Source organism: Pararhodobacter oceanensis (genome assembly GCF_003076755.1).
Lineage (GTDB): Bacteria > Pseudomonadota > Alphaproteobacteria > Rhodobacterales > Rhodobacteraceae > Pararhodobacter > Pararhodobacter oceanensis.
The window spans coordinates 505,792-518,351 of the sequence record NZ_QDKM01000001.1 but is presented as its reverse complement, the minus strand read 5'-3'; the positions used below and the strand labels follow the sequence as shown (position 1 = coordinate 518,351).

At 62.8% G+C, this 12,560-nt stretch carries 13 protein-coding genes; 9 read left to right on the top strand and 4 right to left on the bottom strand.

Annotated features, from left to right (window positions below):
- The first annotated feature begins 4 nt into the window (after positions 1-4).
- Together DDE20_RS02290 and DDE20_RS02285 are read left to right on the top strand one after the other, a co-directional pair.
- Positions 5-565 carry a CvpA family protein gene (locus tag DDE20_RS02290; protein WP_116556812.1) on the top strand — a complete coding sequence of 187 codons (561 nt, stop codon included), beginning with the start codon at positions 5-7 and terminating at the stop codon, positions 563-565.
- Between the two features lie 33 nt (positions 566-598).
- Positions 599-1,279, top strand: a complete 681-nt coding sequence (locus tag DDE20_RS02285) for a hypothetical protein (RefSeq protein ID WP_133240315.1) — start codon at positions 599-601, stop codon at positions 1,277-1,279.
- Positions 1,280-1,321: 42 nt separating this feature from the next.
- Here DDE20_RS02285 and ppk2 read toward each other — a convergent pair whose 3' ends face one another.
- Positions 1,322-2,194, bottom strand: coding sequence for a polyphosphate kinase 2 (ppk2, locus tag DDE20_RS02280; RefSeq protein ID WP_116556810.1), 873 nt, complete (start codon positions 2,192-2,194; stop codon positions 1,322-1,324).
- A gap of 393 nt (positions 2,195-2,587) precedes the next feature.
- Between ppk2 and DDE20_RS02275 the strand changes: the two genes are divergently transcribed.
- A complete protein-coding gene (locus DDE20_RS02275; RefSeq protein WP_116556809.1) occupies positions 2,588-2,950 on the top strand; it encodes a TfoX/Sxy family DNA transformation protein in 363 nt (120 codons plus the stop codon).
- 5 nt (positions 2,951-2,955) lie between these two features.
- Positions 2,956-3,438: a lytic transglycosylase domain-containing protein gene (locus DDE20_RS02270; RefSeq protein ID WP_116557227.1), complete on the top strand. Its 483-nt coding sequence runs from the start codon at positions 2,956-2,958 to the stop codon at positions 3,436-3,438.
- 191 nt (positions 3,439-3,629) lie between these two features.
- Here the strand turns inward: DDE20_RS02270 and ndk are convergent, their stop codons facing one another.
- Complete coding sequence (gene ndk, locus DDE20_RS02265) at positions 3,630-4,052, bottom strand: nucleoside-diphosphate kinase (RefSeq protein ID WP_116556808.1); 423 nt, start codon at positions 4,050-4,052, stop codon at positions 3,630-3,632.
- Between the two features lie 160 nt (positions 4,053-4,212).
- Between ndk and DDE20_RS02260 the strand changes: the two genes are divergently transcribed.
- From DDE20_RS02260 to DDE20_RS02250, 3 genes are all read left to right on the top strand, one after another.
- Positions 4,213-6,069 (top strand): ABC-F family ATP-binding cassette domain-containing protein, encoded by a 1,857-nt coding sequence (locus tag DDE20_RS02260; protein ID WP_116556807.1) that lies wholly within the window; start codon positions 4,213-4,215, stop codon positions 6,067-6,069.
- Between the two features lie 207 nt (positions 6,070-6,276).
- Positions 6,277-6,897 carry a MarC family protein gene (locus tag DDE20_RS02255; protein ID WP_116557226.1) on the top strand — a complete coding sequence of 207 codons (621 nt, stop codon included), beginning with the start codon at positions 6,277-6,279 and terminating at the stop codon, positions 6,895-6,897.
- Between the two features lie 108 nt (positions 6,898-7,005).
- Positions 7,006-7,614: a retropepsin-like aspartic protease family protein gene (locus DDE20_RS02250; RefSeq protein ID WP_116556806.1), complete on the top strand. Its 609-nt coding sequence runs from the start codon at positions 7,006-7,008 to the stop codon at positions 7,612-7,614.
- Positions 7,615-7,631: 17 nt separating this feature from the next.
- Here DDE20_RS02250 and DDE20_RS02245 read toward each other — a convergent pair whose 3' ends face one another.
- On the bottom strand, positions 7,632-8,126 hold the full coding sequence (locus DDE20_RS02245; protein ID WP_116556805.1) for an RrF2 family transcriptional regulator: 495 nt from the start codon (positions 8,124-8,126) through the stop codon (positions 7,632-7,634).
- Between the two features lie 169 nt (positions 8,127-8,295).
- Positions 8,296-8,631 carry an MmcQ/YjbR family DNA-binding protein gene (locus DDE20_RS02240; protein WP_116556804.1) on the bottom strand — a complete coding sequence of 112 codons (336 nt, stop codon included), beginning with the start codon at positions 8,629-8,631 and terminating at the stop codon, positions 8,296-8,298.
- A 222-nt stretch (positions 8,632-8,853) separates the two neighbouring features.
- Here DDE20_RS02240 and cysS point away from each other — a divergent pair, with 222 nt between their 5' ends.
- Together cysS and cimA are read left to right on the top strand one after the other, a co-directional pair.
- Positions 8,854-10,296 (top strand): cysteine--tRNA ligase, encoded by a 1,443-nt coding sequence (gene cysS, locus DDE20_RS02235; protein ID WP_116556803.1) that lies wholly within the window; start codon positions 8,854-8,856, stop codon positions 10,294-10,296.
- Positions 10,297-10,861: 565 nt separating this feature from the next.
- A complete protein-coding gene (cimA, locus tag DDE20_RS02230; RefSeq protein WP_240607812.1) occupies positions 10,862-12,532 on the top strand; it encodes a citramalate synthase in 1,671 nt (556 codons plus the stop codon).
- Positions 12,533-12,560 lie beyond the last annotated feature (28 nt).

Genomic DNA, 12,560 nt, shown 5'->3' with positions numbered 1-12,560 from the left:
TTGCATGGAATCCTTCACGTTGATTGATGGCGCCGTCGCCTTGGTGATCGTTGTCTCGGCCATTCTGGCCTATTCGCGCGGTTTGATCCGCGAACTCTTGGCCATCGCCGGCTGGGTGGTGGCCGCGGTGGTCGCCTTTGCGCTGGCGCCGACCGTCGAACCTTGGGTGCGCGAGATCCCCTATGTCGGGGATTTGCTTGGCGATAGCTGCGAATTAACCGTGATTGCGGCTTTCGCGGCGGTTTTCGCCGTCACCTTGATGATCGTGGCGCTGTTCACCCCGCTCTTCTCCAGTCTGATCCGCAATTCCGCGCTCGGCGGGATTGATCAGGGCTTGGGCTTCTTCTTTGGCGTGTTGCGCGGCATCCTGTTAATCGCGGTGGCGCTTTTGGTGTTCCAGCGCGCGGTGCCGGTGGGCAATGTGCCGATGGTCGATAACAGCCAGTCGGTGGCCCTGTTTGCCCGCGTGCAGACGGCGCTGATCGACAATCTGCCCGCCGATGCGCCGAATTGGATCATCGAGCAGTATAACGCTCTGACCGCCAGCTGCCGCGCGCCGCAGTAACCCTATTGCCCCGGTGCGCCGGAGGAGGGGCGCTTGGAGGGGCATATGGCGGTGGACCGGATGGATCCGCAGTTTCTGGCCGAATTGAATGAACGGCTTTTCGTGCACTACACGCAAGGCGCGTGGCGGGCGCCTTTGGGGTATCGGTTGCTTAACCTGCGCCCTGCAGGTGTGGCGCGCTGGGGCGGGATTATTTGCGGCGATGCGCGTGATGCGGCGCGGGCGCTAGCGGGCGTCGCGGCGGGCGGCACAGCGGATACGGCGGCGATGGCGCAGGCTTGGGCGCAGGCTAGCGCCGGTGCCGCAGATATCCGCGCGGTCGAAGGGCTGCGCGAGCGCTTAAGTGCAGCGCCACTCCCTTCTGATGCAGCGCCACGGCCTACGGGCAGCGAGATCGCGTCAAACACGCTCACCTCAAATCCCGACGGCCCCGCGATCCTGCTCAGCGCCGCCGATACGCCTTTGGACGAAATTGTCGCCCTGTTGATCGCCCAAGCCGCGCGCGGTGTGCTGTGGAAACCCGCGCCACGCGCTGCGGCCTCGGCGCATTACGCGATGCGGGCGCTGGCGCCTGCCGCACAGGGGCGTTTGGCCTTGCTGCAGGGCGATCATCAGACCGGCGCCGAGCTGGCGCGCCACGGGCCGGTGATCTGGGCCTCTGATACACCGCCACCAAAGGGCATGGTGCTGCTAGGCACCCATAGGGGCGCCTGAGCGGGCGGCGGCGACGGTAGGCTTCAAGTCAAGCGCACCCGGTCACGGCTGCGGCCATAGTTCTACACCGCCCATGATTGACGCATCGGGCGTGCCGATGGCGTCCACATCCTTGCGGTCATAGTCAAAGGCCAGAAGAATGCGCTGCATGGCGCTGATCCTTGCGCGGTATTTGTCATCTCCTCGTATGATCGTCCAAGGGGCAAAGTCGAAATCCGAGCGCGCGAAAGTTTCGGCGATCGCCTCAGTATAGGCGTCCCATCTGAACAATCCCTTAACGTCGATCTGCGAGAGCTTCCACTGTTTGAGCGGGTGGGATTCGCGGTCGAGCATGCGGCGCAATTGCTCGGCGCGCCCGACATTGAACCAGAGTTTGATCAGATGAATGCCGTCATCGACCATCGCGCGCTCGACGCCGGGAAGTTGCTCGAAGAAATGCGCGCGCTGGGCGTCGGTGCAAAAGCCAAAGACCTTTTCAACCACCCCGCGATTGTACCAACTGCGGTCCATCAGGGTGACCTCACCGGCGCCGGGCAGATGTTTGATGTAGCGCTGGAAATACCATTGGCCGCGCTCATGATCAGTGGGTTTCGGCAGCGCCACCACCTTTGCTCCGCGCGGGTTCATATTTTCCGCGACCCGCTTGATCGCCCCCGATTTCCCCGCCGTATCGCGCCCCTCAAAGACCACCACAATGCGCTGCCCGCTGGCCTCGACCCAGCGCTGGAATTTCACCAGTTCGACCTGCAATTCCTTGAAGCGCTCTTCATAGGCGGATTTCTTCATCCAGCGGTCATAGGGGAAATCATCCTCCAGAATGTCCCGCTTGCGCCCCTCCTTGATGGCCTCACGCAGCGCCTCTGGCGCCCTGTCATTGAAATAGGCCGAGATCGCCCCGTCGAACGGCAAATCCATGATACCCTCCTGTTTCCCACAGGCATAAAACGTCGCCCCCGACCCGCGCAAGAAAATTGGAGCATCTGAATGTCAGACAGTATAATGTCAGATGTTTAGATCGGGCCGGTGCCGCAGAAAATGGCGAATGTCAGATATTTGGGTTGGGGTTGCTTGAGTTCGAAGGTTCAGCAGGAATAGCGCAGATTTACGCAACAACACCGCCTATCTCATTGTTATCAATTAATGTCATACATTTAATATGGGCGGGCATATTGATCGCCACAACCACGCCCAACCGAAATAACCGCCCCGCCGAAAATTCCCCCGCTCCACCATCGTCAGACAGCGGCACCACGCAAGCCCTTCATCTACAGCTTGCTAAACGCCACCGCCAGCGGCACTCTTGAGGCCATGACAAGCCCGATCTCCAGCATCAGAAACCTCGGGCCCGCCGCCGAGGAAAGCTTTGCCCGCGCCGGTATTCACAGCGCCGAAGAGCTGCGCGCGCTCGGCGCCGACGCGGGCTATGCGGCCCTATTGGCCGCCGGTGAGCCGCCGCATTTCATCGGCTATTACGTGCTGGTCATGGGGCTGCAGGGGCGGCCATGGAATGACTGCAAAGGCGCCGAGAAAGACGCGTTGCGCCTGCGTTTCGATGCGCTGAAAGCCGCCCATAAGCGTGGCGGGGGGATTGCGGGGATCGAGGCGATCCTAGATGAGATCGGCGTGATCGATCCCACAGCCAAACGCCGCAGCCGGCGACGGAGAGAATGATGCACATGATAAAAGCCATGGTGGCCGCGCTGATGCTGGCGGCGCTGGCCGGATGCGGGGGCGCGGCACCGGCGCCGCAAGAGGAGATCTCGCGGCTCTATCCCGGCGAGACCCTGCAAATGCGGGTGTTGATCCGGCAGGCGGCGCAGGAGCTGGAGATCCCCGAGGCGCTGTTGCACCGGGTGATCCAGCGCGAGAGCGACTACCGCGCCCATGCCCGCAACGGGCCCTATTGGGGGCTGATGCAGATCCTGCCGCAGACCGCGCGCACCATGGGGTTTCGCGGAGAGCCCGCCGATCTGCTCGATCCCGAGATCAACCTGCGTTACGCGGGCCGCTATCTGCGTGGCGCCTGGCTGCTGTCGGACGGGGATCTGGATGCGGCGGTGATGCATTACGCGCGCGGCTATTACTATGTGGCGCGCGATCGTTGCATGCTGGTGGCGACGGGGCTCTTGGACCGTGAGGTCAACCGCCGCTTCGGTTAGGGTAATGCTGAGGGGGGCGGCGCTTGGGCCCCATCGAGGGGCCCAAGCGCCGGTGGGGCCGCCCCACGCGCGGCCAAAGGGGCGCGAGGCGCCCCCTTGGGATCCCCCTCTGGATATTTATCGACAGATGACATGAAAACGGGCGGCGCCTTGGGGAAGGTGCCGCCCGTTTCATAAGCTATCGGAAGGGGTTAGCCGACCAGTTCGAGACCGGCGAAGAAATAGGCGATCTCTTCGGCAGCGGTTTCCGGCGCGTCCGACCCATGCACCGAGTTCTCGCCTTTCGACAGCGCGAAGTCCTTGCGGATCGTCCCCTCGGCGGCTTCGGCGGGATCGGTGGCGCCCATCACGTCACGGTAGGCGGCAATGGCGTTCTCGCCTTCCAGAACCTGCACGACCACCGGCTCGGAGGCCATGAACTCGCACAGCTCGCCGTAGAACGGGCGCTCGGCATGCACCGCGTAGAACACGCCGGCCTGTGCCTTGGTCAGGTGGATGCGCTTTTGCGCGATGATCCGCAGGCCGGCGGCCTCGATCTTGGCGTTGATTGCGCCGGTCAGGTTGCGCTTGGTGGCATCGGGTTTGATGATGCTGAAGGTGCGTTGAATAGCCATCTGCGTCTCTTTCATATCGGTGCGGTCGCGGCCCCATGCCCTCCCGCTGGTCAATTGCTGGCGGCGTTTACCATGGCGAGCAGGGGTTGAAAAGCAGCGATTGCCGCGAAACCCGATTGGCCGCTGGCGCCCCGCGCAAGGCTCTGTTATGGCGCGACGCATGTTAAGCATTTCCGATCTGTCGTATTCCGTCGATGGCCGCCCCCTCATCGTAGGGGCCTCGGCCCGCATTCCCACCGGCCACAAAGTTGGTCTTGTCGGGCGCAATGGCTCGGGCAAGACCACGCTGTTTCGCCTGATCCGCGGCGAGTTGGCGCTGGAGGGCGGCAGTATCACCCTGCCGTCGCGCGCCCGCATTGGCGGCGTCGCGCAGGAGGTGCCCTCGTCCGCGACCTCGCTTTTGGACACCGTGCTTGAGGCCGATACCGAGCGCGCCGGTCTGATGGCTGAGGCCGAGAGCGCCAGCGATCCGGCGCGGATTGCCGAGATTCAGGCGCGTCTGGCCGATATCGACGCATGGTCCGCCGAGGGGCGGGCGAGCGCGATCCTCAAGGGTCTCGGCTTTACCCATGAGGAAATGCTGCGGCCCTGTTCGGATTTCTCGGGCGGGTGGCGGATGCGGGTGGCGCTGGCCGGTGTGCTCTTTGCCCAACCGGATCTGTTGCTGTTGGATGAGCCGACCAACTATCTGGACCTTGAGGGCGCGCTCTGGCTGGAAAGCTATCTGGCGAAATACCCGCGTACGGTGATCGTGATCAGCCATGACCGCGGGCTGTTGAACCGCGCGGTGGGGGCGATCCTGCATCTCGATGAGCAGAAATTAACCCTCTATCAGGGCGGCTATGACACATTCGCCCGCACCCGCGCCGAGCAGCGCGCGGTATTGGTGGCGGAATCCAAGAAACAGGACGCGCGGCGCGCGCATCTGCAGGCCTTTGTTGACCGGTTCAAAGCCAAAGCCTCGAAGGCGCGTCAGGCGCAGTCGCGGGTGAAAATGCTGGAGAAAATGCAGCCGATCACCGCGCCTGCCGAGGCGGCGAAACATGTGTTTACCTTCCCCGTGCCCGAGGAACTCTCGCCGCCGATCATCGCCATGGAGGGGGTTTCCGTCGGCTATGACCAGACGGTGATCCTGCGGCGGTTGAACCTGCGGATTGACCAAGACGACCGGATCGCGCTCTTGGGCCGCAATGGTGAGGGCAAATCAACCCTGTCGAAATTGCTGGCCGATAAGCTGGCGCCGATGGGCGGCGAAATGGTGCGCTCGAACAAGCTGCGGGTGGGGTATTTTGCTCAGCATCAGGTTGATGAGCTGCATCTTGACGAGACCCCGATCCAGCACATCCGCCGGTTGCGCCCGACCGAGGGCGAGCCACGGTTGCGCGCGCGTCTGGCCGGTTTCGGGCTGATGGCGGATCAGGCGGAGACGGTGGTCGGGCGTCTGTCCGGTGGGCAAAAGGCGCGGCTGTCGCTGCTGCTGGCGACCATCGAGGCGCCGCATCTGCTGATCCTTGACGAGCCGACCAACCACTTGGATATCGAATCGCGCGAGGCTCTGGTCGAGGCGCTGACTGCCTATACCGGCGCGGTGATCTTGGTCAGCCACGATATGCATCTTCTGTCGCTGGTCGCCGACCGGCTCTGGCTGGTCAAGGATGGCGGTGTTGCGCCCTATCAGGATGATCTCGACAGCTACCGCAAACTGCTACTCTCGGATTCGCCCGAGAAAGCCGCCAAGGCCCGCGAGCGTAAACAGCCCGAGAAGAAGAAGGCCACACGCGAGCAATTGCAGGCGCTGCGCTCCGAGGTTCGCAAATGCGAGCAGAGGGTCGAGAAGCTCGAAGAGATGCGCGAGAAACTGTCGAAGAAACTGGCCGATCCGGCGCTCTATGAAGACGCGCGGCGCGGGGAGTTGGAGACATGGAACCGCAAATATGCCGAAGTGATGGATGCGGTGGATAAGGCCGAGGCGCTCTGGATGAAAGCCTCGGAAGCCCATGATAAGGCGAAAGAATAGCGGATTGTCGGTATTGTAAGGCATTTGGGATTTGCGGGCATTTATCTGCCTGACGTTAAATGTCTTACATATAAACCGTAAATGTCATATGTTTGGGTGTGCTGCGGCGTGTCCTTGGCCTGAACGCGGCGGGGTTTCACCCTGTAACCTGCGGCCATTGCCCGACAAATTGTTGACATGGTGCGGCCCGTGCCCCATGCCGGTGGCATGATGGAAACCGCAGCCCTCGTCTCGGCCTTTGTAACCATGTTCGTGATCATTGATCCGATCGGTCTGACGCCGATGTTCATTGCCCTGACCCAAGGCAGCGATGCCGCGCATCGGCGCGCGGTGGCGCGCCGTGCCTGTCTGATCGCGGCGGGGTTGCTGATCGTCTTTGCGCTGGTTGGTGAGGCGGTGCTGACTGCCGTTGGCATCACCATGCCCGCCTTCCAGATCGCCGGTGGTCTGCTGTTGTTCCTGACCGCGCTTGATATGCTGTTCGAGCGCCGCACCCAGCGCCGCAGCACCCATGCCGCCCCCGATGAGGCGCGGCCGGACCCCTCGGTGTTCCCCCTCGCCATGCCCTTGATCGCCGGTCCCGGTGCGATGGCGTCGGTGATCCTTTTGGCCGGACAGACCAACAGCATCGCTGGCACATTGAGCATTCTGGCGGTGACGCTGGCGGTGGTGCTGATCGCCTTCCTGCTGTTCCTCGTCGCCACGCCCGTCGAGCGCCTTTTGGGCACCACCGGCAATATGGTGGTGACGCGGCTTTTGGGCATGCTCCTGGCCGCGCTTTCGGTGCAATTCATCCTCGACGGGATCGAGGGCGCGGGGCTGCTCTGACGCAGGCGTGATGGGCGGCATCTGTCGCCGGCTTGGTGTTTTCTCGGCCAGCGCCTATGTTATCCCCATCCGCCACCAGCCGAGGGGCGCCACCCGCGCCGGACCCGCATGCCGATCTTTGACGCTCTTTCCACCGCGCAGCTTGATCACCTCGTCTATCTGGCGGTGCTGGGCAGCGTGTTGACCGGCTATCTGCTGATCTCGATGCGCGGGCGCGTTCACACGATGCTGCGCCATGCGGTGCTCTGGGCGCTTTTGATCACCGGCGTCGCGGCGGCCTACGGGCTGTGGGACAATCTGCAATATTCCACCGTCGCGGTGCAAAGCGCCGAGGGCGACGGGGTGGTGCTGCGCCGTGGCTATGACGGGCAATACCATCTGACGCTGGAGCTGACCGGCCCCTCGGGCCAGCCGCATCCGGTGCGGTTTATCATCGACACCGGCGCCAGCGATATGGTGCTGACCCGCGAGGACGCCTTTAAACTGGGGTTCGGCCCCACCAGCCTGCAATATCTGGGCACCGCGCGCACCGCCAATGGCGTGACCCGCACCGCGCAGGTGACGCTGGATCAGGTGACGCTACAGGGCCATGTCTCGCAGCGGGTCCGCGCTTTGGTCAATGAGGGCGATCTGCACGCGTCTTTGCTGGGCATGGGCTATCTGGAGCGCTTCGCGCGGATCGAGATCATGCGCGATCGGCTCAGGATCGTGTTCTAAAACCCGTATCCGCCCCTTCAGGCCCGCGCCACCGCGCCGCTCTCGGCGCTGCAGGCCGCCGTTTTCACCATCCGCGCGCTCGGCGCCAGCGCCAGAATCGCATCCAGCTCGGCGTTGCATTCGACCAGTTCCGTCAGCATCACCGGATCAAGCGCCGCATAGAACGCCTCAATCGCGCGGTGCAGCGGGGTGGCGACGCGGCAGACGCCCTTCAGCGGGCAGATCTTGTCATCGGTGAAACACTCCATAAACGGCAATTCCGCCTCGAATTTGCGAAACAACCGCCCGACGCTGATCTCCTCTGCCGGCATGCCTAAGGTAAACCCGCCGTTGCGCCCGCGCAGGGTGGTCAGAAACCCCTCTTGCCCCAATTGGTTGACCACCTGCGCGAGATGGTTCTCCGAGGCGTTGATCGCCTTTGCCACATCGCTTTTGCGCACGATCCGGTCGGGGTTGACCGCGCAGACCATCAAGGTGCGCAGGGCGAGGTTGGTCCGTGTGGTCAGTCGCATTGCAGGCTCCGGATAAGGATGATGAGGCAGAATGATGCAGGGAAAGTTAACAATAACCGCCCGCCGCTACATTGACCGAGATCAATTTCTGCGCCGCGGTTTTGCCCTATAGACAGCCTCAGCACCGCCCGCCGCTCAGCCCAGCACCGCCAGCCTGTCCGCCAGCCGCTCAGCCCAACTCCGCCTGCAGTTTCTTCGGCAGCCCCGCGCGGATCAGCGCATAAGACCGCGCGATCCGGTGCTTGGCCTCCTCTTCGTCGCAGTCCAATGGCAGCAGGATCCATGAGCGGTGGAAATAGGGCGCCTTGGCACCAACCCCCGCATCCTTGAGCATCTGCGCGACCTCGACGCTCTCGGTCTTTACCGAGATCCCCGGCGTCTGCGCACCCATCGCGGCGAAAATCTTGCCGCCGACCTTCCAGATGTCATGCCCCGGCCCGAAGGGGCTGGAGATTTCGGCGCCGGGCATGGCGGCGCAGATCGCATTCATCTCATCACGGGTCATCGCCACAGCATGCGCGCTGTCAAAACACTTGGCAAGCGGGCCGTGACGCGCTAGCAAGGCGCTATGACCAATTTTGCCATCATTATTTGCTGCATTACCCGCTGAGATATCTCGCCGGGCCGGTCTTTTCGTTTTCCAACACAACCGAAAAAGTCTATGCCGCCCGCGAGGTAGGTTGAGGCTGTTCCGCCGCATTTCGGAAGCCGCGTGAAGGACATGAGAATGACGACAATCCATCTGCATAATACGGCGACGCGCAAGAAACAGGTGTTCACGCCGTTGGACCCCGAGAATATCCGCATGTATGTCTGCGGGCCGACGGTCTATGACCGCGCCCATCTGGGCAATGCGCGGCCGGTGGTCGTCTTTGACGTGTTGTTCAGGCTGTTGCGCCATGAGTTTGGCGCCGATCACGTCACCTATGTGCGCAATTTCACCGATGTCGATGACAAGATCAACAACACCGCGCTGGAGCGCCAAAAGGCGGGGGCCGAGGGCACGCTCGAGGAGCTGATCGCCGAGCGCACCGAGGAAACCATCGGCTGGTATCACGCCGATATGGACGCGCTGGGGGCCATGCGCCCGACCAAAGAGCCGCGCGCCACCCAGTATATCGGCGCGATGATTTCGATGATCGAGGGGCTGATCGCCAAGGGCCACGCCTATGCCAAAGATGGGCATGTGCTGTTTCGCGTGCGCTCCTATGCCGAATACGGCGCGCTTAGCGGTCGCTCGGTCGATGACATGATCGCCGGCGCACGGGTCGAAGTTGCCCCGTTCAAAGAAGATCCGATGGATTTCGTGTTGTGGAAACCCTCGGGCGATGACCTGCCGGGCTGGGAGAGCCCATGGGGCCGCGGTCGTCCCGGCTGGCATATCGAATGCTCGGCGATGAGCCATGAGCTCTTGGGCCCGAGTTTCGACATCCATGGCGGCGGGTTGGACTTGCAATTTCCGCACCATGAGAACGAGATCGCGCAGAGCTGCTGCGCCCATCCCGGCGCGGGGTTTGCCTCGGTGTGGATGCACAACGAGATGCTGCTGGTCGAGGGGAAGAAAATGTCCAAATCCTTGGGCAATTTCTTCACCGTGCGGGAGTTGCTGGATCAGGGCTATGCGGGCGAGGTGATCCGCTTTGTGATGCTGTCGACGCATTACCGTAAGACGATGGATTGGACGGAGAAGAAGGCGCAGGAGGCGGAGAAGACGCTATGGGAGTGGCACGCACTGGCGAAGGATGTTCAGCCAAGCGCGCCTTCAGCTGCGCTGGTCGACGCTTTGAGCGACGACCTCAACACACATGCGGCGATCACTGAGCTGCATAGGCAAGCAAATGTGCTTATGGCTTTTGAAGCTGGCGCAGATTTGCCGGACAGCTTTGATGCGGATCAGGCGTATTCACAGTTTGTCGGCTCCGCCCAGTTGGTTGGTTTGATGACACCAGAGGTCAGTGACTGGGCTGAAAACGCCTACGACTTGTCTGGTCTGGAGATGCTTCTTGAAAGCTATCGTTCGCAGGCCATGCAAACCAAGGATTTTAGCGCTGTCGATAGACTGAAAAACTCCCTTATTGAGGCGGGTGTTGAAGTGCGCATGTCTAAGAGTGGCGTAGAGTTGCTGGCGGGCTCGAACTTCAACCCCGAGAAACTCGCAGGACTGGCATGATACCCCGACGCGCAAACCTGAGGGCAGGGCCCGTCCGCGGGAGGGCGCAGAGCGCCCGCCCGGGGGGGCGGACGGGCGCTGCCCGTGTCACACGTGCCACGGGCGGTTTGGCAGAAATGCTGCGCGTGATCTTTAGCGCTGTTGTTTCCCCTGATGCACGTTTTGCCTTTGCGTATCCTCGTCGCACAAACCTAAGGGCAGGGCTCGTCCGCGGGCGGAAGCAAAGCGCCCGCCCTCCGTGCCGGAGGCACGCCTCTGGCGTGACGGGGCGGACGGGCGCTGCCCGTGTCGCAGGCGCCACGGGCATTCGGGTTGAAACGTCGCGCTTAATGTCGCTCAAATCTTCGCACCTTCGCCCCGTTCACAACGCCCAGCCCTCGACCGCGGGTGGGGGTGGAGCCCCCCGCCCATGGGGGCGGTCGGGGGCTGTCCGTGCCGCAGGCACGGACGGGCAGTTTGATCCCCAACCGCTTCATCCAACGCACATCTCTCGGGGCAAATCTCGCATGAGTATTTTTGGCAAGATGAAGCCGGTAAGGTTAACAAAGGGTAAGGGCAGCAAGCCATGTCATTGAACTCAAACGATATGTCCAATGTCCCACCCGCGGGACAGCGCGAGAGGCTCTATCTCTACGACACCACCCTGCGCGACGGGCAACAGACCCAGGGCGTGCAATTTTCCACCGCCGAAAAGCAGCAAATCGCCCGCGCCCTCGATGCGCTGGGCGTCGATTATATCGAAGGCGGCTGGCCCGGCGCGAACCCCACCGACAGCGAGTTTTTCGACCAACGCCCCGAAACACGCGCCACCTTTACCGCCTTCGGCATGACCAAACGCACCGGCCGCTCCGCCGCCAATGATGACGTGCTGGCAGCGGTGATGAACGCCGGAACCCCCGCTGTTTGTCTGGTCGGCAAGACCCATGATTTCCACGTCGCCACCGCGCTCGGGATCAGTGAAGACGAGAACCTCGCCGCGATCAAAGATTCCGTCGCGCATCTGGTCGCGCAGGGCCGCGAAGCCCTGTTCGACGCGGAACATTTCTTTGACGGCTTTAAATCCAACCCGACCTACGCGCTCGCCTGCCTCAAAGCCGCCCATCAAGCCGGCGCCCGCTGGATCGTTCTCTGCGACACCAACGGCGGCACCCTGCCAGCCGAGATCCACCGCATCGTGACGCAGGTCATCGCCGAAGGCATCCCCGGCGCGCAGCTCGGCATCCATTGCCACGATGACACCGGCAACGCCGTCGCTGGCTCGCTCGCCGCCGTCGACGCCGGAGCGCGGCAGATCCAGGGCACGCTCAACGGGCTCGGTGAACGCTGCGGCAATGCCAATCTGACCAGCCTGATCCCGACGCTGCTATTGAAACCCCCCTATGCCGCGCGCTTCGAGACCGGCGTCACCCAAGAGGCGCTGGCCGACCTTCTGCGCGTCTCGCGGCAGCTCGATGATATCCTCAACCGCGTGCCAATCCGCGCCGCCGCCTATGTCGGCGCCAGCGCTTTCACCCATAAGGCCGGGCTGCACGCCAGCGCGATCCTCAAGGATCCCTCAACCTACGAGCATATCGACCCCGCGCTGGTCGGCAATGCGCGGGTGATCCCGATGTCGAACCAGGCCGGGCAATCCAACCTGCGCGCCCGCCTGAAAGCCGCCGGTATCGAGGTCGAGGCCGGAGACCCACGCCTCGCCCGTATCCTCGATGTGGTCAAAGAGCGCGAAGATCAGGGCTACGCCTATGACGCCGCGCAGGCCTCTTTTGAATTGCTGGCGCGCAATGAACTCGGCCTGCTGCCGCAGTTCTTCGAGGTCAAGCGCTACCGCGTCAGCGTCGAGCGGCGCAAGAACCGCTATGACCAGATGATCAGCATGTCCGAGGCAGTCGTGGTGGTGAAGATCGGCGGCGATAAAGTGCTCTCGGTCTCGGAGAGCATGGACGAAAGCGGCACCGACCGCGGGCCGGTCAACGCGCTCTCAAAGGCGCTGACCAAGGATCTCGGCCCCTATCAGGCGGCGATCGATGACATGCATCTGGTCGACTATAAGGTGCGTATCACCCAGGGTGGCACCGATGCGGTCACCCGCGTGATCATCGACAGCGAGGACGGGCAGGGGCGGCGCTGGTCGACGGTCGGGGTCAGTGCCAACCTTGTCGATGCGTCATTCACCGCGCTGCTCGATGCGATCAACTGGAAACTGATCCGCGACGGGCTCGCACCGGTGACACGCTAGATGACGCAGAATACTGGACCGGTTGCCC